Genomic DNA, 18,933 nt, shown 5'->3' on the forward strand with positions numbered 1-18,933 from the left:
GAATGACGGTCAAAGGCGGCAATAGATCGACATGACACATGCGCCTGACACATCTGCCCCCGCCATCCTGTGCATCGGCTCCGTCCTGTGGGACATCATTGGCCGCTCCTCGATGGAGATGCAGCGCGGCTCCGACATGCCGGGCCGCATTACCCGTCTGCCCGGCGGCGTTGCGATGAATATCGCCATGACGCTGGCCCGCTTCGGCATGCGGCCCGCGCTGCTGACCTCGGTGGGTCGCGATCCCGAAGGCGACGAATTGATCAACGCCTGCGGCCATTTGGGGCTGAACACCGATCACATCTATCGCTCCGAGGATCTCCCGACGGACCGCTATATGGCGGTTGAGGGTGCCAATGGCTTGATCGCCGCCATTGCCGATGCCCATTCGCTGGAGGCGGCGGGCGACAAGATTTTGCGCCCCCTGTCCGACGGTGCCCTGGGTTCGCCCGCGGCGCCCTATGGCGGCAAGGTCGCCCTGGACGGCAATCTGACGCTGTTGCTGCTGGACGAGATTGCCACCAGCCCGGCCTTTGCAGCCGCTGATCTGCGGGTGGCTCCGGCCTCGCCCGGCAAGGCCGAACGCTTGCGCCCGTTCCTCAGCCGCAGCCGCGGCACGCTGTATGTCAACCTCGAAGAAGCCGGCATCCTGTGCCAGGCAACGTTCACCGACAGTGAGACCGCCGCGCATGCAATGCTGGCACGTGGCGCTGCACGGGTGCTGGTCACCGACGGCGGCAAATCCGCCACCGAGGCCACCTTCAAAGGGGCCATCACCCTGGCGCCGCCCCGCGTCACCGTTGCCCGCGTCACCGGCGCAGGCGACACGTTCATGGCGGCGCATATCGCCGCCGAAGCCGACGGCGCCGACCGCCACACCGCATTGACCGCGGCGCTGAAAGCCGCCGCCACCTACGTTTCAGGAGAACCCCCGCTGTGATCGACATCCGTTATTCCGCCGAGGTCCAGACCGCCAAGGAACAGCATCGCGCCATCGTCGCGCTGGAAAGCACCATCATCACCCACGGCATGCCCTACCCCCAGAATGTCGAGGTCGCCGCCCAGGTCGAGCAGGACATCCGCGACGCGGGTGCCGTGCCTGCCACAATGGCGGTGATCGACGGTGTGCTGCACGTCGGGCTGGAACCGGACCAGCTGCAATCGCTGGGTCAGGCCAAGGGCGTCGCCAAGATCTCGCGCGCTGACATGCCCGCCTGTATCGCCACCGGCGGCACAGGCGCCACCACCGTGGCCGCCACCATGATCGCCGCGCGGCTGGCAGGCATCGACGTCTTTGCCACCGGCGGCATTGGCGGCGTCCACAAGGGGGCGGAGACCTCTTTCGACATCTCCGCCGATCTGCTGGAGCTGGCTCAGACACCGGTCACCGTGGTTGCAGCCGGCGCCAAGGCGATCCTGGATGTGCCCAAGACGCTGGAAGTTCTGGAGACCCAGGGCGTTCCCGTGATTGCCTATGGGCAGGACAGCTTCCCGGCCTTCTGGTCTGCACAGTCCGATCTGAAAGCGCCGCTGCGGATGGATAGCGCCGAGCAGATCGCCCGCGCCCATGCCACGCGCCAGGCGATGGAACTGCCCGGTGGCCAGCTGGTGGCCAACCCGATCCCCGCCGGGGATGAAATCGCAGCCGAGGACCTGGCGCCGGTGATCGCCCAGGCCCAGGCCGAAGCGGATGCCCAAGGCGTGGCCGGCAAGGATGTGACACCCTTCCTGCTGTCGCGTATTTTCGAGCTGACCGAAGGCCGTTCGCTGACCGCGAACATCGCCCTGGTGCGCAACAACGCCCGACTGGCGGCGCAGATTGCCCAGGAACTGAACAAACTGGCACAATGACTTGATTTTGGGGGCGGAACCCATTGCTCCGCCCCCGATCAATGCCTAGGTTCATTTGGACATTTCCGTAAAAGCAGACCAAATGACAACGCCCTTCGACGACGAACCCCACCGCCGCCCCGGATTGTTTGCAAGCCTGCGTGCCTCCTTCTTTACCGGCATTGTGGTGATTGCCCCGGTGGGACTAACGATCTGGCTCCTGTGGTCGGTGATGGGCTGGATCGACAGCGTTGTGCTGCCCTTGGTGCCGCACACTGTTCGTCCCGAGCAGTACATCGGTATCAACCTGCGCGGTGTCGGGCTGATCATCTTCCTGCTGTTTACGGTGATTGTCGGCTGGACCGCCAAAGGCATCATCGGTCGCTCGATGATCGGCTTTGCCGAGAGCTTGGTCGAACGCATGCCGGTGGTGCGCACCGTCTATTCCGGCATCAAGCAAATTTCCGAAACCGTTTTTGCCCAGTCCGAACGCAGCTTTGAGAAGGCCTGCCTGGTTCAATACCCGCGCAAGGGCATCTGGGCCATCGGCTTCATCTCCACCACCGCCAAGGGCGAGATCGCCCGCCGCGCCGAAACCAGCGGCGAACTGATGAGCATCTTCCTGCCCACAACGCCGAACCCGACGTCGGGTTTCCTGCTGTTCGTGCCCGTCGAAGACGTCATCGAACTGGATATGTCGGTGGAAGATTCAGCCAAACTGGTGATCTCTGCCGGGCTGGTCTACCCCAACCCCAAAGATCCCAGTCAGCCGCCGGAGCCGAGCCACACCGCGCCGCTGAAAGAAAACGCCTAACTGAACATCGCCGGCAGATCCACCGAGGACTGCTGGCCGATATTGTGGCCATCACGCTCCAGGAACGTCGTGGCGGCGTCCCGCCCGGCCTGTTTCAACCGTGCCAGAATCTGTGGCACCGGGATCAGCTTGGTGCGCACCGACAGCTGCGTCATCAAATCATCGTCGGCAATCATGTGTACCCGCACCGCCTTCATGCGGCCCGGTTTCATCGTGCCATCTGCCAACAGCCGCTGCACAAAATTGATCGCCCGCAGCTCGCGCAGCAGCGAAGAGTTGAAGCTGATCTCGTTCACGCGGTTGCGGATCTGCTGTGGTGTCGTGGGGATTTCCTCGCGTTCCAACGGGTTGATGTTCACGATGACCACATCCCCCGGAAGCTCCTCGCGAAACAGCGGAAACAGGGCCGGGTTGCCGGTGAAACCGCCGTCCCAATAGGCCTCCATCCGGCCGGTCTTCGGGTCTTCGATCTCCACCGCTTGGAACATGTCCGGCAAGCAGGCAGAGGCGAGCACCGCCTCAGTGCCGATTTCGTTGCCTTGGAACACGCGGATCTTGCCGGTGCGCACGCAGGTCGCACAGATGAACAGCTCCGGTCCCTCATCGGCCCGGACAGTGGAAAAATTGAGCGCCTCCACCACATCGCGCAAAGGGTTCTTGTAAAACGGGCCATAGTGGTAGGGGGAAACCATCTGGCTCAGGCTATCAAACGGTGAAAACGGCACCGCCGCTTCCCAAGCGCTGGCCACCGCAACCGCGTCAAACTGTGTCAGCCAATTGGCAAAGCGCATGTCGCCCACCGCGCCCATTTTCCGCCACAGCCCATCCAGTGCCGCCTTGGCCCCGGCGCGCCCCCCCTGAACCATGCCGGATTTGAAGGCCGCGCCGTTCAGCGCCCCGGCCGAGGTGCCGGTGATTGCGGCCACTTCGATCTCGTCGGTCTCCAACAGACGGTCGAGAACACCCCAGGTAAACGCCCCATGGGCACCGCCGCCCTGCAGGGCCAGATCAATCCGTTTCACCACCGCACACCTGCCTTTTCTCCACCTTTGTCAAAATACTCCGGGGGTGAAGTGCCCCCAAGAGGCAAGAGGGGGCCGACCCCCTCCCCCCCGTGACACATGCCCCTACAGCGCGGTCCAGCCACCATCGACGCTGATGGTCGTGCCGGTGATCTGCGCCGCGGCATCGGAACACAGGAACACAGCGGTGCCCCCCATCTGTTCGACAGTGGCGAATTCGCGACTGGGCTGGCGCTCCAGCATCACCTTCTTGATCACCTCTTCGCGCCCCATGTTGTATTTTTCCATGGTGTCCGGGATCTGCGCCTCGACCAGCGGCGTCAGCACATAGCCCGGACAGATCGCATTGCAGGTGATCGGCTCCTCGGCGGTTTCCAGCGCCACGGTCTTGGTCATGCCCACGACCCCGTGCTTGGCCGCCACATAGGCCGATTTATAGGGTGACGCGGTCAGCCCGTGGGCAGACGCGATATTGATGACCCGCCCCCAGCCCGCGGCCCGCATCCGCGGCAACGCCGCCGCCATGGTGTGATAGACCGAGGTCATGTTGATGGCGATGATCGCCTCCCATTTGTCCTGCGGAAAGCTCTCTATCGGGGCGACGTGCTGGATGCCTGCGTTGTTCACCAGAATGTCACAGGCGTCGGCCTGTTCGATCAAGGCGCGGCATGCGTCTCCGTTGGACATGTCCGCCTGAATGTAGCGCGCATTGACGCCGAACTCGGCTGCAATCTGACTGGCCAGTTCATGATCCTCCCCCCGGTCGGTAAAGGAGTTGAGCACCACATCCGCCCCGGCCCGCGCCAGTTCCCGCGCAATCCCGAGCCCGATGCCGGAGTTTGATCCGGTGATGACGGCGGTTTTTCCGTTCAACGACATTTTGCAAATTCCCTCAGCTGTCGGTTTCTGGCCGCACTGTGACATGCTGCATCTGCAAAATAAACGCGTAGGACTACGGAAAGATCCCGCCGATTTCATCAACCATACGTCAGCACTGGACCAGGCGAGGCGGCCAAAAAAAAACGCCCGCGCAAGGCGGGCGTCAGTTATTGAGGCAGGTTTCATACAGGCAAGAAACCTATCGAGCAGTGAGATCTTTATAAGCAATTTCCGGCTTTCATCCAAGCTAAAAGTTTGAAAAGACGAAAAAGCGGGCCTAGCGTGATGGCGCAGGAAAACAAGGGCAGTGGGGGATTGTTGTCAGAATGAGAAAAGAAAATTTCCAGAAACTTGGCACTGCACTGGCGGGAATCACCTTGGCTTTTGCCGCCAACTTCGCCTTGGCAGAATCATCACACGGCATAGCTATGTATGGGGCGCCCGCGCTGCCACCGGATTTTGTGTCTTTACCCTACGCCAACCCGGAGGCCCCCAAGGGCGGTCGGGTCGTGTTCGGCAACACCGGCGGCTATGACTCATTGAACCCGTTTGCAGTCAAAGGCACCGTTCCCTGGCAGCTGCGCTTCTGGGGATACGAGAGCCTGATGGGCCGTTCCTGGGACGAACCCTTCACGCTGTACGGCTTGCTGGCCGAATCGATTGAGGTGCCCGAGGACCGTTCCTGGGTCGAATTCACCCTGCGCGAGGAGGCTCGATTCGCCGATGGCAGCCCGGTCACGGTCGAGGATGTGATCTGGTCCTATGAAACGCTGGGCACCAAGGGGCATCCGCGTTACCGCGGTTTCTGGACCCGGGTCGAGACAATCGAACAGACCGGACCACGCAAGCTGCGGATCACCTTCAACACCCAGGATCGTGAATTGGCGCTGATCGCCGGGATGCGCCCGGTCCTGAAAAAGGAGCAATGGGACGGCAAGGATTTCGCCAAGGATACTGTCGACGGCGCCCCCATCGGGACCGGCGCCTATGTGGTCGCGGATTATGAGCCGGGCCGCCATGTCACCCTGCGGCGCAATCCCGATTACTGGGGGGCCGATCTGCCGTTCCGCACCGGGACGCAGAATTTCGACGAGATGCGCATCGACTTCTTCGGTGACGAGACCGTGCTGTTCGAAGCCTTCAAGGCGGGTGAACTGAGCGCGGTCCGCGAGTTCAACGCCGAGCGCTGGGAAACCGCCTATGACTTTCCCGCCGCCACGCGCGGCGATATCGTCAAAACCGAAATCCCGCATCAACGCCCCTCCGGCATGACCGGGCTGGTCATGAACACGCGCCGCGCCCCGCTCGATGATTGGCGCGTGCGCGAGGCGCTGATGCTTGCGTTCAATTTCGAATACATCAACGGCACCATCACCGGCGGCAGCCAGTCGCGTATCACCTCCTATTATTCCGGGTCAGTTCTGGGCCTGCGCCCCGGACCGACCACAGGTCCCGTGCGCGCTTTGCTGGAACCCTTTGCCGCGACGCTGCTGCCCGGTACACTGGAAGGCTACTCCCTGCCCGAGGGCGACAGCAGCGAGCGCAACCGCCGCGATCTGCGCCGCGCGACAAAACTTCTGGCGGAGGCAGGCTGGACCGTACAGGACGGGGTGCTGCGCAATTCCGACGGCACCGCGCTGACATTGAACGTGCTGATCCGTCAGGGCGACAGCGAGATGGACACGGTTATCGGCATCTATGGGCGCGCACTGGAGCGGCTGGGCATCACCCTGCAGGTTGAAACCGTCGACAATGCCCAGTTTGTCGAACGCGAGACCAATTATGACTTCGACCTCAGCCGCTATCGCCGCGAGCTGTCGCTGAGCCCCGGCAACGAGCAACGCTACTACTGGGGCAGCGCGGGCATCACCCAGCCCGGCAGCCGCAACCTGATGGGCATGGACAGCCCCGCGGCCGAAGCGATGATTGATGCCATGCTGACAGCCACGGACCCCGATGAATTTACCTATGCGGTGCGGGCGCTGGACCGGGTTCTGACCGCCGGGCGTTATGTGATCCCGTTCTGGAAATATGATGTCGGCCGGATCGCCCACAAGAAAGAACTGCGCTTCCCGGACACCCTGCCGATCTATGGTGATCGGACCGGATTCATGCCGCATGTCTGGTGGTATCAGCCCGATTGACCTGGACGTTTGCCGTCGCCTCCCTGGTGCGCAGTTGGCGGCGACGGCGGTGACACACGGGCCAAGCACATTGGCCTGACAGGCACGTCAGGTTTTGCAATTTCGCAAAGTTACAGTGCAGAAAACACGGCCGTTATCCGCCTGAAAAACCGTCCCTCCGGTCCTTGCGTCCGCCTGCAATCGGTGACATTGCGCCGCCTTTTACAGCCATGCCGACGGCCGACGGCTGCGTCGGCATACCATGCAGTCCGGGCGCTTTTCAGGCGTGCTCTGCCCGCCCCACGATGTCGCTACCGCGAACGCGGCCCTCAGGCTTGGGCATGGTCTGTTGAGGGCCGTGGCCCCGGCCCACTGCCCACCGGCGCAAGGGGTCATCATCCACTGAACGCGCACTTCCGCCACTGCCGAACCGGCAATTTGCCGCGCCGTTTCGCGTGATCCTGGGCCTTCGGCGCGGCTCCGATTTCGGCGCTGTTACCAAGTGGCAAAAAAGATGTTACGATCAGGGTCCGACCATCAGGAACCGTTTGTCAGGGAGTGCCCCCCATGCCTGTACAAGCAGCAGCTGCCAGCTGGATTGACAGGATGCCACGCATCAAACAGCGTTTTCCGCATCTGAAGGCGAGCAACGCGCCGTCGCTGCTGGACGACCGCGATCAATTCGTCGCCTATCTTGCGCGGACCCACCACCTTACGCTTACCGAAGCCAGGGAAGAGGTGGATGATTTTCTCTATGTCGAAAGTCTACTGCGCGAGCTGGACGGTCGCGCACAGCACTAGCCCCACCGGGCCAGGCCAGTGGAGCAGCCGTCAGGTTGGTTCAGGCCAGTGACGTCACCCAGAGGATCGTCGCATCCTCAGGGCTGGCGGAGATCACGTTGTGCCCCATGGCCGCATCGTAATAGGCGCTGTCGCCGCGGCGCATTTCGATCGGTTCGTAAAACTCGGTATAGAGCTTGACCACCCCGGTGAGCACATAGAGGAATTCTTCGCCGTCGTGGCGCACCCAACCGTCGAATTCTTCCATGGACCGGGCCCGCACGCGGGCGCGATACGGCAGCATCTGCTTGCGTGACAGCCCGTCGGCCAGCAGTTCATGTTCATAGGTGGCAGTGGCATGGGCCGCACCATCGCCGGATTTGGTCACGGTCATACGCCCGTTCACCTGATCCCGTTGCGGCGGAGTGAACAGCTGCGGCACGGAGATTTCCAGCCCTTCCGCCAACTTCTTCAACGCCTCGTAAGTGGGTGACATCTGGCCATTTTCAATCTTGGACAGGGTGGAGCGCGCCAGCCCCGCCTGACCCGCCGCATATTCCAGCGTCCAGTCTCGCGCCTTGCGCAACTCGCGCACGCGGGCACCAAGGTCCAGCGGCTCGGCTGCCTCGTCGCTGCCGCTGGCACGGGCGATGGTTATCAGGGATTTGGGATCACGAGCTTTCATGCGCTCTCTATAATCCGCGCCTGCGCCGCTTGCAACGCGGCAGCGCGCGGGCTAGCCAAGTGCCATGCTGTCCATTTCCGACACTCCAGTTGCCGCGCCCCGCCCAGCGCCCTTCAACATGGCCGCGCATGTGCTGCGCCACGCCGGGATGCAACCGGACAAGACCGCGCTGTCGATCCTCGACGGCGCAGCCAGTGATGACTGGAGCTATGCCCGGCTGCAGGCTGCGGTGCGCGGCACCGGCACCGGCCTGCTGCGGGCCGGTCTGCGCCCGGGGGATCTGGTTCTGATGCGGCTGGGCAATACGGTGGAGTTTCCCATTGCCTACCTCGGTGCAATTGCGGCCGGGCTGGTGCCGGTACCGACATCTGCCCAGCTGACAGAGCCAGAGACCGCACGCATGATCGCAGACTTGAACCCGGTCGCGGTGTTGCGCGACGCGGCGGTGCCCTGTGCGAGTCACCCCGGCCAGATCGCCAGCGAAGACCTCGCGGCGATGTTCGATCTGCCCCCCTGTGACTACGCTCTGGGCAGCCCGGACCGGTTGGCCTATGTGGTCTTCACCTCCGGCACCAGCGGAAATCCGCGCGCCGTGGCACATGCCCATCGCGCGGTCTGGGCACGGCAGATGATGGTCAAAGGCTGGTACGATCTGCGCGCCTCGGACAGGCTGCTGCACGCGGGTGCCTTCAACTGGACATTCACCCTGGGCACCGGCCTGATGGACCCGTGGGCGGCGGGAGCCACGGCCCTGGTTCCCGCCCCCGGCACCCCGCCCGAGGCGCTGCCCCAGTTGCTGCGTCAGCACCGCGCCAGCCTCTTTGCCGCCGCCCCCGGTGTCTACCGCAAACTGTTGCAGGCGGGCCTGCCGCCGTTGCCCGATTTGCGGCACGGGCTTTGCGCAGGTGAAAAGCTGACCGCCCCGCTGCACGCCGACTGGCAGTCCGCAACCAACCGCCCGCTGCACGAGGCTTTTGGCATGTCGGAGTGTTCGACCTTCATTTCCTCAAGCCCGGCCAGCCCGGCGCGTGACGGTACGCTGGGGCAACCGCAGCCAGGGCGTAGGGTGGCCATCCTGGGGCCCGACGGCCCGGTGCCACGGGGCGAGACCGGCACCATCGCCATTCACCGCAGCGACCCGGGCCTGATGTTGGGCTACCTCAACGCCGAGGGTGACACTGCGGCACGTTTCCAGGGCGATTGGTTCCGGACCGGCGATCTGGGCGTGATGGAGCCGGACGGGCAGATCCGCTATGCCGGGCGCGGCGACGACATGATGAACGCCGGCGGCTACCGGGTCTCCCCGATCGAGGTGGAGACAGCACTGGCCGCCCACCCGGGCGTCAGCCAGGTGGCCGTCGCGGCGATTGAGATCAAGCCCGGCGTGCAGATCATCGCCGCCTTCTATACCGGTCCCGAAGAATTGAGCGATGCCGCGCTGGACGCCTTTGCCTCTGCCCGACTGGCGCGCTACAAGCAGCCCCGCGCCTATGTCCACCTGGACAGCCTGCCCGCAGGCGCCAACGGAAAACTGCTGCGCCGCGCCCTGCCCGCCCTGTTCAAAGGAAGCACATGATGACCCCTGTCAAACTCGACATTCTGTCCGACCCGATCTGCCCCTGGTGCTATATCGGCAAAACCCATCTGGACAAGGCGCTGGCAGACATCCCTGACCATCCATTTGTCATCGAATGGCACCCTTTCCAGCTGAACCCGGACATGCCGCGCGGCGGGATGGACCGGCGCGACTATCTGGAGCGCAAGTTCGGTGGCAAGGAAGGCGCGGTGAAGGCCTATGCGCCGGTGGTGCAGCACGCCGAACAGGCGGGGCTGTCGATCAACTTCGAGGCGATGAAACGCACACCGAATACGCTGGACGCCCACCGTCTGATCCATTGGGCCGGAATCGAAGGTAAGCAGACTGAGATCGTGGACGCCCTGTTCGACGCCTATTTCGTCAAGGCCCGGGACATCGGCGATCACAGCGTTTTGGTGGAAATCGCCAGCGATGCAGGCCTGGATGGCGCCGCCATTCAGCGGTTACTGGAGGGGGACAGCGATGTCGAAGAGATCCGGAACCGCGACGCCCATTCGCGCAAGATGGGGGTGAGCTCGGTGCCGACCTTCATCGTCGCCAATCAGCACGCCGTCCCCGGTGCGCAACCGCCGGAGCTGTGGAAACAGGTCATCGCAGACCTGCAACAGCAGTTGTCAGGGACGGATGCCGCCGACGGCCACGGTCCGGCTGAGGCGCCGTAAAGGCACGGTCTCTCGCGGCGGCGATAAAATGCTTAGCATCGCAACAATGCACAGTGCTTTGTGCAACCGGGCTCTGGCCCGTTTTCGGCATCCGTGCTAGCGGAACTGAACGGTACGCAGACCGGCCCCGATCCCCGGCGCCGCCTGCTGCCCCGTTAGAGGTTTCAGATGACTATTTCCGCCAAGCCCGGCCTTTCCAAAGCCGAGTTCATCGCCCTGATTGCGATGATGTTTGCCACCATTGCCTTTTCCATCGACGCAATGCTGCCCGCCTTGCCTGAGATCGGCCAGACGCTCAGCCCCGGTGACATCAACCGCGCCCAATTGGTGCTGACGGCCTTTGTGCTGGGCATGGGATTGGGCACGTTTTTCACCGGTCCGCTGTCCGACGCGCTGGGGCGCAAACGGGTGATTGCGGGCGGTGCCGTGCTGTATATTGCGGCAGCACTCGTGGCCTGGCGGGCGGAATCGCTGGAACTTCTGCTGGTGTCGCGCGTGGTGATGGGGCTGGGGGCGGCCGGACCGCGTGTGGTCGGTCTGGCAATTGTGCGCGACCTGTTCGCGGGCCGCGAGATGGCGCGGATCATGTCGATCGCGATGATGATCTTTACCTTGGTGCCCGCCATCGCGCCGATGTTGGGGGCCGGGATCATAGCGGTGTCCAGCTGGCGCGCCATTTTCCTGGCGTTCAGCCTGTTTGCGCTGGTGATCATCGCCTGGATGGGGCTGCGCCTGCCGGAAACCCTGCCGACGCAGAACCGTCGCCCGTTCCGCCTGCCGCTGTTGATGGGGGCGGTGCGTGAAATGTTCGCCCACCCCTCCGTGCGGCTGTCGATCATGGTCCAGACGCTGTGCCTTGGCATGCTGTTCACCATGCTGACAATGGTGCAGCAGGTCTATGACGTGATTTTTGACCGCGGCGCCAGCTTTCCGTTCTGGTTCGGCTTCGTCGCGTTGATGGCCGGCAGCGCCAGCTTGTTGAACGCGGCGATTGTGGTCAGGGTTGGCATGCGCCGGATCGTCACATGGTCGCTGGGCGCGCAGATCGCGTTTTCCGCCTCAATGCTGCTGCTAAGCAACCTGGCGCTGCCGCAGGCGCTGATGTTCGGCCTGTTCGTGGCCTGGCAAACCAGCGTGTTCTTTCTGGCAGGCACCACCTTGGGCAATCTCAATGCGATGGCGATGGAGCCGATGGGCCATATCGCCGGCATGGCCGCGTCGGTCACCGGAGCGGTTTCTACCGTGCTGGCGGTTGCGATTGCCGCGCCGGTGGGGCTGCTGTTCAACGGCACGCTGCTGCCGCTGGCCAGCGGGCTGCTGACGATGACCTGCCTCGCCTTTGCGCTGATGCTGCGGATGGCGCGGGTCGAGGCGCGGCTGCCCGCCGAATAGGCAGGCGCGGCGGCTATCACCGCCACACAATCCTGACGGCAACGGCCCGCGCCCTGTGGACAGTGTGCGGCCGCCTAACGTCCCAAACCTGAGACCCGAGACCGGAAGCCGACCGCGCGCGGTGCGCCTCAGGTCTTGGCTTTGGCCTTGGTCTTGGCCTTTTTCTTCTCGGCCACCACCTTCTCTGCCAGATCGCGGGCAATGGCAAAGGCTCCCTTGATCTTGTCGCTGTCCTTCTTCCAATCGCGACGCACAACGATCTTGTTGTCCTTGACCTTGGCCAGACCGTCCTGGGCCTGAATGAATTCCACCAGCCCCTGCGGCGAGGCGAATCTGTCGTTGTGGAACTGGATCGTCGCGCCCTTGGGGCCGCCGTCCATCTTGGCGATGCCTGCGCGTTTGCACATCGCCTTGATCCGCACCACCAGCATCAGCGTGTTGACCTCCTTGGGCAGCTTGCCAAAGCGGTCGATCAGTTCCGCGGCAAAGCCTTCCAGCTCGACCTTGGTAGACAGCGACGACAGGCGGCGGTAGAGGCCCAGCCTCACGTCCAGATCCGGCACGTAGTCCTCGGGGATCAGGACCGGCACGCCGAGATTGATCTGCGGCGCCCATTGGTCATCACTCTCGGCCAGCCCCTCGGTCTCGCCGGATTTGATCTTGGCAATCGCCTCCTCCAGCATCGACTGGTACAGCTCATACCCCACATCGCGCATCTGGCCGGACTGTTCCTCGCCCAGCAGGTTGCCGGCGCCCCGAATATCCAGATCCTGGCTCGCCAGGGTAAAGCCCGCCCCCAGCGTGTCGAGCGAGCCCAGCACCCGCAGGCGTTTCTCCGCCGCGGGTGTCAGTCGCTGTCGCGGCTTGGTGGTCAGATAGGCATAGGCGCGGGTCTTGGAGCGCCCGACCCGGCCGCGGATCTGATACAGCTGCGACAGGCCGAACATGTCGGCGCGATGCACCACCATCGTGTTGGCGGTGGGAATGTCGAGGCCGGATTCCACGATCGTGGTCGCCAGCAGCACGTCATATTTGCCGTCGTAAAAGGCGTTCATCCGGTCATCCAGCTCACCGGCGGCCATTTGGCCGTGCGCCACGACATAGGTCAGCTCCGGCAGCTGCGCTTTCAGGAATTCCTCCACGTCCGGCAGATCGGTGATGCGCGGCACCACATAGAAGCTTTGCCCGCCGCGGTAGTGCTCGCGCAAAAGCGCCTCGCGGATGGTGACCGCGTCGAACTCGCTGACATAGGTGCGGATCGCCAACCGGTCCACCGGCGGGGTGCCAATGATCGACAGGTCCCGCACCCCGGTCAGCGACAGCTGAAGCGTGCGCGGGATCGGCGTTGCGGTCAGCGTCAGCACATGGATGTCGCTGCGCAGCTGTTTCAGACGCTCCTTGTGGGCAACGCCAAAGTGTTGTTCTTCGTCGATGATGAGCAGGCCGAGGTTCTGGAACTTGATGTTCTTGGCCAGCACTGCATGGGTGCCCACCACGATGTCAACGGTGCCCTTGGCCAAGCCTTCGCGGGTCTGGCTGGCCTCCTTGGTGGAAACAAACCGCGACAACTGCCTGACCTGCAACGGAAACCCGCGGAACCGTTCGGCAAATGACGCCGCGTGCTGGCGAGCCAGCAGCGTCGTCGGCGCCACCACGGCAACCTGTAAGCCGGACATGGCCGCCACGAAGGCCGCGCGCATGGCGACCTCGGTCTTGCCAAAACCCACATCGCCGCAGATCAGCCGGTCCATCGGCTGGCCGGAGTGCAGATCCTCCATCACATCCTCGATGGCGCGCAGCTGATCGTCGGTTTCCTGATAGGGGAACCGGGCCGAGAATTCCTCCCAGGCGTGCGGCGGCGGATCCATCACCGGCGCCTTGCGCAACGCGCGCTCGGCCGCGATGCGGATCAGCTTATCCGCCATCTCGCGGATGCGTTCCTTGAGCTTGGCCTTCTTGGCCTGCCACGCGCCGCCGCCCAACCGGTCCAGCAAGCCCTCGTCATGGCCGTATTTCGACAGCAGTTCGATGTTTTCGACCGGCAGGTACAGCTTCGCCTCTTCGGCATATTCCAGCAGGATGCACTCATGCGCAGCACCGGCGGCGGTGACCACCTCCAGCCCCTTGTAGCGGCCGATGCCGTGGTCCACATGCACCACCAGATCGCCGGGGCTGAGCGACTGGGTTTCGGTCAGGAAGTTCTCTGCCTTGCGACGTTTCTTGGGCGCGCGGATCAGCCGGTCACCCAGCACGTCCTGCTCGGAAATCACCGTCATGTCCGGCGCCTCGAACCCGTGTTCCAGCGCCCAGACCGCCAAGTGCAGGCCAGATTTGCCGATGCGGGTGCCATCCATCACCGGGATCGCTTCGGCCAGGCCTTCGTCCTCGATCAGCCCTGCCAACCGTTCGCGTGCCCCTTCGGAGTAAGAGGCCACAACCACCGGGCCCGTCTGCATGCGCGCCTTAATATGATCGGCCAAAGCCCCGAAAAGGCTGATGCTTTCCTGTTGCCGTTCCGGTGCAAAGTTGCGCCCGATGCGCCCGCCCGCATCCACCGTGCCGGGACCAGAGGCCTGCGGCAGGGGATGCAGCTGCACCACGCGCTGGTCTGCCACCGCCCGTTCCCAGGCCGCGTCATCCAGGTACAGCAGCCCCGGCGGTGTCGGTTTGTAGACCGTGTCGATCCGCCCCTTTTGCGCCATTGCGTGCTTGCGGGTCTGGTACTGGTCCTCGATCGTGTCCCAGCGTGCCAACCGCGCCGGTGTCACCTGGTCGTCCAAGGTCACCGTCGCCTGCGGCAGATAGTCGAACAGCGTCTCCAGCTTTTCGTGAAAGAACGGCAACCAGTGCTCGATGCCCTGGTGCTTGCGCCCGGCGCTCACCGCCTCATACAGCGGATCATCGGTGCCTGCGGCGCCAAATTCGATGCGGTAGTTCTGCCGGAACCGGGTGATTGCGGCCTCGTCCAGAATGACCTCCGACACCGGTGCCAGTTCCACCACCTCCAGTTTTTCGGTGGTGCGCTGCGACGCCGGGTCAAAGCGGCGCGCACCGTCCAGCACGTCGCCGAACAGGTCCAGCCGCACCGGGCCGCTTTCGCCGGGTGGAAAGATGTCGATGATACCGCCGCGGACGGCGTAATCGCCCGGCTCCATCACCGTGGGGCTTTGGGTAAAACCCATGCGCACCAGGAATTTGCGCAGCGCGTCCTCATCCACGCGACCACCGACACGGGCGGTAAAGGCCGCCTCGCGCAGCACAGAGCGCGCCGGCAGCCGCTGACTGGCGGCGTTCAGCGTGGTCAACAGCACGAATTGCGTGGGCATCTGATGCACCAGGGCCGCCAGCGTCGCCATCCGGGCGGCGGAAATATCGGCATTGGGCGACACCCGGTCATAAGGCAGGCAGTCCCAGCCTGGAAACACAAACACCGGCATCTCAGGCGCGAAAAAGGCAAGCGCCGCCCGCATCGCCTCCATCCGCTTGTCGTCGCGCGCGACGTGCAGCAGCGGCGCGCCGGAGGTCTGCACCTCTTTCAGGATCAGCCGGGCATCAAAGCCCTCGGGCGCGCCGCCCATGGTGATTGCTCGCTGTGCCATGCCACATTCCTCTTCAAGCCACCTGTCCTGCCCGGCGTCGGGCGCGGATCAAAATGCGCCGATTGTCAGGTTTTGATACATGCCCCAAAAGGCCGTCGTGATGATCGCGACAACCCCGACCATCTGCACATACAGTCGACAGAACGCCAACCGCCGCCGCAAGGCCTGGCCACTGGCCGCGTCGCGCACAATGCGCCGGGCGGTGGCAAAGGAGATCAGGCTGACCACCGCCATGGGAAACAACAGCAGGAATACCGCCTGCGCGATCTCCAGATAATAGCCGAACCCCAGCATCGCCAGCCCGGTCAACAGGAAACACGACAGCGCCACCAGCCAGGGGCCGGAGACGTCGGCGATATAGATCAGCCGGTTGACGTTGACCCGCGTGATATCCTCCAGATCGCGCTCCGCCTGGCCGCCGTTGCGCGCCGCGCGGTGCACCATGTCGTAGGGCACGCCAAGGATCCAATGGCTGGCCGAGGACCACAGCACCGCCAGCGCGATCCAGTACCACAGGTTGGAAAACGACCGCAGCTCAATCATCTCGTAGATAATCTGAAGCAGATCCACGCCAGCCCCCTTCTGCGGCCGCGGACAATCGGGCCGATATTGCGTCAACCGGCCCTATATCAACCGCCCGGCGCGCACAGGCAAGACCATGGATCGCATAACTTCTGCGTCGCGGCGAAACGGCACCGCAAACGCACTGCCGCTTGTGCGCCCTGCGCAGGTATGTCACCCATGGGCCAATCAACCTGAGAGACCGCCATGAAGCCTACCGTTGCGCCCTTTCCCGCCGCCCGCCTGCGCCGCACCCGCGCCAGCCAGCCCCTCCGCGACCTGGTGCGCGAGAACACCCTGACCAGCGGCGATCTGATCTGGCCGGTCTTCGTGCGCGATGGTGAAGGCGAGCAGGAGCCGATTGCCTCGATGCCCGGCGTCACACGCCGCTCGGTCGACAAAGTGGCCGAGGCCGCCGCCGAGGCACAGGCGCTGGGGATTCCGGCGATCTGCCTGTTTCCCTATACCGACGCCTCGTTGAAGACCCAGGACTGCGCCGAGGCCTGGAACCCTGACAACCTCACCAACCGCGCCATCCGCGCGATCAAGCAGGCGGCGCCGGACATCGCGGTGATGACCGATGTTGCGCTGGACCCCTATAACATCGATGGCCATGACGGCTATGTGGTCGACGGCGAGATCGTCAATGACGCCACGGTAGAGGCCTTGGTCAAAATGACGCTGGCCCAGGCCGAAGCGGGCGCCGACATCATCGGCCCATCCGACATGATGGACGGCCGCATCGGCGCCATGCGCCGCGCGTTGGAGCAGGCGGGCCATGCCAACGTGACGATCCTGTCCTACGCGGCCAAATACGCATCCGGCTACTATGGCCCGTTCCGCGATGCGGTGGGGGCATCTGGGGCGCTGAAGGGCGACAAGAAAACCTATCAGATGGACCCCGCCAACAGCGACGAGGCGCTGCGGCTGATCGAACGCGATCTGATGGAGGGCGCCGACATGGTGATGGTCAAGCCCGGCATCGCCTATCTGGACATCTGTCAGCGGGTGAAAACAACCTTTGGCGTGCCAACCTTTGCCTATCAGGTGTCAGGCGAATACGCGATGATCCAGGCCGCGGCCCAGAACGGCTGGATCAACGGCGAACAGGTGATGATGGAGAGCCTGATGGCCTTCAAACGCGCAGGTTGCAACGGCGTGCTCACCTATTTCGCGCCTGAGGCCGCGCGGCTGTTGAACGGCTGAACGCGTCGCGCAGGCCTCAGCAAGAAGCCGCCACCCCGTCCCGCGCGGCAGATGACAGCCAGCGGTTTTCCGCGTATAACCGCGCCAGAGCCGGAGCCAACCGGCCATGGCACAAACCATTACAGGCACCCAAGAAAATGAGCAGCTTTTCCTCTTCCACCCTGACCCGTCGCGGCTTTGCCCTCGGCGCATTGGCCGCCACCGGCGTCACCGCCGCCTGCGGCAATGGTATCGGCAGCAACAACGGCGCGGTGATTGATGCCCGCGCCGATGCCACCCTGCGGCAGATGTACAGCCAATACCCCAACACCCGCACCCTCGCGAACAAGGCCAGCGGCATGTTGATCATGCCCCTGGTGACAGAGGCAGGCTTCATGCTGGGCGGCGCCTATGGCCGCGGGGTACTGCGCATCGACGGCGCGACAGTAGACTATTACTCCGCCATCAAGGGCAACGCCGGGCTACAGCTTGGGGCGCAGCAGCACTCGCATGTGCTGTTCTTCATGACCCCAAAGGCGCTGGCCGAATTCCGCCGCTCCAGCGGCTGGGTGGCCGGTGCCGACATCGAAGCCGTGGCCAACAACGAAGGCGAATCCGTCACCGCCGACACCAACACACTGACATCGCCGGTGCTGGCGGTGGTGTTTGGACAGGCAGGGTTTCGCATCGGGGCCACGGTGGAAGGCACCAAATACACCCGCATCATCCCCTGACCCCACCAGACCCGGGGTCGCAGATTTTAAGCGGACCCAGTTTCTTTCTGGTCAGAAATACTGCCGCCGGAGGCATGGCCTTTCCATGTGGAAAGGCCATTTTTTGCGCGCGCTCAGCCCAGTTCACGCAGCCGTTTGAACAATGACGACGTATCCCAACGGCCGCCACCCATCTTCTGCACATCCTTGTAGAACTGATCGACCAGCGCAGTCACCGGCAGGCTGGCGCCGGTCTCGTCCGCCGCGTCGAGACAAATGCCCAGATCCTTGCGCATCCAGTCCACGGCAAACCCATGCTCGAAATGATCGTCCAGCATCGTCTCATAGCGATTTGCCATCTGCCAGCTGCCTGCGGCGCCCTGGCTGATCACCTCGACCACCGCGCGCCCGTCCAGACCCGCCTTCTCGGCAAAATGCAGCGCCTCGCTCAGCCCCTGGACCAGACCGGCAATGGCGATCTGGTTGCACATCTTGGTCTTCTGGCCCGCGCCGCTGCCGCCGATCCGGCGGCAGATGCGGGCGTAGGCGTCCATGACTGGCTCGGCCCGCGCATAGGCATTCTGGTCGCCGCCGCACATCACCGACAGGACGCCGCCCTCGGCCCCAGCCTGGCCACCGGAAATCGGCGCATCGACAAAGGCAATGCCCGCCTGCGCCGCCGCGGCATAAAGCTCCGCGGTGACCTTGGCCGACACCGTGGTGTGATCGACGAACACCGAACCTGACGCCAGACCGGCAAAGGCGCCCTCATCGCCCAGGCAGACCGCCCGCAAATCATCGTCATTGCCAACGCAGGCCATCACGAACTCGGCGCCCTCGGCCGCCGCACGGGGCGTGGTGGCAAACGCGCCGCCGTGCTCTTTCGCCCAGGCCTCGGCCTTGGCGGTGGTGCGGTTGTAAACGGTGACCGTATGGCCCGCCGCCTGCAAGTGGCCCGCCATCGGATAGCCCATCACACCCAGACCCAGAAACGCGATTTTCGCCATGTGCTTTTCCCCTGTTCAGTCTTCGCATATGTTGGCGCCGACCCTACCACCCGGACTCACGCGTGCAATCTGCCGACGGCCGGA

Annotated in this window: 16 protein-coding genes; 10 read left to right on the forward strand and 6 right to left on the reverse strand. The window is 63.9% G+C overall.

Annotation, left to right across the window (positions count from 1 at the left end):
• Positions 1 to 31: 31 nt before the first annotated feature.
• The 3 genes from AC0IPL_RS08660 to AC0IPL_RS08670 all read left to right on the forward strand — a co-directional run bounded on the left by AC0IPL_RS08660 (position 32) and on the right by AC0IPL_RS08670 (position 2,644).
• Positions 32 to 940: a PfkB family carbohydrate kinase gene (locus tag AC0IPL_RS08660; RefSeq protein WP_474273613.1), complete on the forward strand. Its 909-nt coding sequence runs from the start codon at positions 32 to 34 to the stop codon at positions 938 to 940.
• Positions 937 to 1,851 carry a pseudouridine-5'-phosphate glycosidase gene (locus AC0IPL_RS08665; RefSeq protein ID WP_474273616.1) on the forward strand — a complete coding sequence of 305 codons (915 nt, stop codon included), beginning with the start codon at positions 937 to 939 and terminating at the stop codon, positions 1,849 to 1,851. Before AC0IPL_RS08660 ends, AC0IPL_RS08665 begins: the two co-directional genes overlap by 4 nt.
• An 82-nt stretch (positions 1,852 to 1,933) precedes the next feature.
• Positions 1,934 to 2,644 (forward strand): DUF502 domain-containing protein, encoded by a 711-nt coding sequence (locus AC0IPL_RS08670; protein ID WP_474273618.1) that lies wholly within the window; start codon positions 1,934 to 1,936, stop codon positions 2,642 to 2,644.
• Here the strand turns inward: AC0IPL_RS08670 and AC0IPL_RS08675 are convergent.
• The gene (locus tag AC0IPL_RS08675) at positions 2,641 to 3,669 is read right to left on the reverse strand and encodes a patatin-like phospholipase family protein (RefSeq protein WP_474273620.1); all 1,029 of its coding nucleotides are present in this window, start codon (positions 3,667 to 3,669) and stop codon (positions 2,641 to 2,643) included. The genes AC0IPL_RS08670 and AC0IPL_RS08675 overlap by 4 nt on opposite strands.
• 102 nt (positions 3,670 to 3,771) lie before the next feature.
• Entirely contained in the window at positions 3,772 to 4,545 is a 774-nt protein-coding gene (locus tag AC0IPL_RS08680) for a 3-hydroxybutyrate dehydrogenase (protein WP_474273622.1), read from the reverse strand.
• A 326-nt stretch (positions 4,546 to 4,871) separates the two neighbouring features.
• Here AC0IPL_RS08680 and AC0IPL_RS08685 point away from each other — a divergent pair, with 326 nt between their 5' ends.
• Together AC0IPL_RS08685 and AC0IPL_RS08690 are read left to right on the forward strand one after the other, a co-directional pair.
• Complete coding sequence (locus AC0IPL_RS08685; protein ID WP_474273624.1) at positions 4,872 to 6,689, forward strand: extracellular solute-binding protein; 1,818 nt, start codon at positions 4,872 to 4,874, stop codon at positions 6,687 to 6,689.
• A 546-nt stretch (positions 6,690 to 7,235) separates the two neighbouring features.
• Complete coding sequence (locus AC0IPL_RS08690) at positions 7,236 to 7,469, forward strand: hypothetical protein (protein WP_474273625.1); 234 nt, start codon at positions 7,236 to 7,238, stop codon at positions 7,467 to 7,469.
• Positions 7,470 to 7,509: 40 nt separating this feature from the next.
• Here AC0IPL_RS08690 and AC0IPL_RS08695 read toward each other — a convergent pair whose 3' ends face one another.
• Positions 7,510 to 8,133 carry a helix-turn-helix domain-containing protein gene (locus AC0IPL_RS08695; protein ID WP_474273628.1) on the reverse strand — a complete coding sequence of 208 codons (624 nt, stop codon included), beginning with the start codon at positions 8,131 to 8,133 and terminating at the stop codon, positions 7,510 to 7,512.
• Between the two features lie 64 nt (positions 8,134 to 8,197).
• On the opposite strand from AC0IPL_RS08695, the gene AC0IPL_RS08700 reads away from it, so the two are divergent.
• The 3 genes from AC0IPL_RS08700 to AC0IPL_RS08710 all read left to right on the forward strand — a co-directional run bounded on the left by AC0IPL_RS08700 (position 8,198) and on the right by AC0IPL_RS08710 (position 11,784).
• The gene (locus AC0IPL_RS08700; protein WP_474273630.1) at positions 8,198 to 9,709 is read left to right on the forward strand and encodes a class I adenylate-forming enzyme family protein; all 1,512 of its coding nucleotides are present in this window, start codon (positions 8,198 to 8,200) and stop codon (positions 9,707 to 9,709) included.
• The gene (locus AC0IPL_RS08705) at positions 9,706 to 10,392 is read left to right on the forward strand and encodes a DsbA family oxidoreductase (RefSeq protein WP_474273632.1); all 687 of its coding nucleotides are present in this window, start codon (positions 9,706 to 9,708) and stop codon (positions 10,390 to 10,392) included. The genes AC0IPL_RS08700 and AC0IPL_RS08705 overlap by 4 nt, the downstream gene beginning before the upstream one ends.
• A gap of 168 nt (positions 10,393 to 10,560) precedes the next feature.
• Positions 10,561 to 11,784: a multidrug effflux MFS transporter gene (locus AC0IPL_RS08710; protein ID WP_474273635.1), complete on the forward strand. Its 1,224-nt coding sequence runs from the start codon at positions 10,561 to 10,563 to the stop codon at positions 11,782 to 11,784.
• Between the two features lie 128 nt (positions 11,785 to 11,912).
• On the opposite strand, the gene mfd is transcribed toward AC0IPL_RS08710, so the two are convergent.
• Together mfd and AC0IPL_RS08720 are read right to left on the reverse strand one after the other, a co-directional pair.
• Positions 11,913 to 15,383: a transcription-repair coupling factor gene (gene mfd / locus AC0IPL_RS08715; RefSeq protein WP_474273637.1), complete on the reverse strand. Its 3,471-nt coding sequence runs from the start codon at positions 15,381 to 15,383 to the stop codon at positions 11,913 to 11,915.
• Between the two features lie 48 nt (positions 15,384 to 15,431).
• Positions 15,432 to 15,953 carry a component of SufBCD complex gene (locus AC0IPL_RS08720; RefSeq protein WP_474273639.1) on the reverse strand — a complete coding sequence of 174 codons (522 nt, stop codon included), beginning with the start codon at positions 15,951 to 15,953 and terminating at the stop codon, positions 15,432 to 15,434.
• A 198-nt stretch (positions 15,954 to 16,151) separates the two neighbouring features.
• On the opposite strand from AC0IPL_RS08720, the gene hemB reads away from it, so the two are divergent.
• Both hemB and AC0IPL_RS08730 read left to right on the forward strand, forming a co-directional pair.
• On the forward strand, positions 16,152 to 17,150 hold the full coding sequence (gene hemB, locus AC0IPL_RS08725; protein ID WP_474273641.1) for a porphobilinogen synthase: 999 nt from the start codon (positions 16,152 to 16,154) through the stop codon (positions 17,148 to 17,150).
• A gap of 137 nt (positions 17,151 to 17,287) precedes the next feature.
• A complete protein-coding gene (locus tag AC0IPL_RS08730; RefSeq protein WP_474273644.1) occupies positions 17,288 to 17,863 on the forward strand; it encodes a lipid-binding SYLF domain-containing protein in 576 nt (191 codons plus the stop codon).
• 113 nt (positions 17,864 to 17,976) lie between these two features.
• Here the strand turns inward: AC0IPL_RS08730 and AC0IPL_RS08735 are convergent, their stop codons facing one another.
• Positions 17,977 to 18,849 carry an NAD(P)-dependent oxidoreductase gene (locus tag AC0IPL_RS08735; RefSeq protein ID WP_474273646.1) on the reverse strand — a complete coding sequence of 291 codons (873 nt, stop codon included), beginning with the start codon at positions 18,847 to 18,849 and terminating at the stop codon, positions 17,977 to 17,979.
• Between the last annotated feature and the right edge of the window lie 84 nt (positions 18,850 to 18,933).

Source organism: Leisingera sp. SA32, assembly GCF_056033425.1.

Coding starts and splice junctions, on each gene's coding strand:
- AC0IPL_RS08660 (WP_474273613.1), top strand. CDS start 32: ATGACACATGCGCCTGACACATCTGCCCCCGCCATCCTGTGCATCGGC.
- AC0IPL_RS08670 (WP_474273618.1), top strand. CDS start 1,934: ATGACAACGCCCTTCGACGACGAACCCCACCGCCGCCCCGGATTGTTT.
- AC0IPL_RS08680 (WP_474273622.1), bottom strand. CDS start 4,545: ATGTCGTTGAACGGAAAAACCGCCGTCATCACCGGATCAAACTCCGGC.
- AC0IPL_RS08685 (WP_474273624.1), top strand. CDS start 4,872: ATGAGAAAAGAAAATTTCCAGAAACTTGGCACTGCACTGGCGGGAATC.
- AC0IPL_RS08690 (WP_474273625.1), top strand. CDS start 7,236: ATGCCTGTACAAGCAGCAGCTGCCAGCTGGATTGACAGGATGCCACGC.
- AC0IPL_RS08695 (WP_474273628.1), bottom strand. CDS start 8,133: ATGAAAGCTCGTGATCCCAAATCCCTGATAACCATCGCCCGTGCCAGC.
- AC0IPL_RS08700 (WP_474273630.1), top strand. CDS start 8,198: ATGCTGTCCATTTCCGACACTCCAGTTGCCGCGCCCCGCCCAGCGCCC.
- AC0IPL_RS08705 (WP_474273632.1), top strand. CDS start 9,706: ATGATGACCCCTGTCAAACTCGACATTCTGTCCGACCCGATCTGCCCC.
- AC0IPL_RS08710 (WP_474273635.1), top strand. CDS start 10,561: ATGACTATTTCCGCCAAGCCCGGCCTTTCCAAAGCCGAGTTCATCGCC.
- mfd (WP_474273637.1), bottom strand. CDS start 15,383: ATGGCACAGCGAGCAATCACCATGGGCGGCGCGCCCGAGGGCTTTGAT.
- hemB (WP_474273641.1), top strand. CDS start 16,152: ATGAAGCCTACCGTTGCGCCCTTTCCCGCCGCCCGCCTGCGCCGCACC.
- AC0IPL_RS08730 (WP_474273644.1), top strand. CDS start 17,288: ATGAGCAGCTTTTCCTCTTCCACCCTGACCCGTCGCGGCTTTGCCCTC.
- AC0IPL_RS08735 (WP_474273646.1), bottom strand. CDS start 18,849: ATGGCGAAAATCGCGTTTCTGGGTCTGGGTGTGATGGGCTATCCGATG.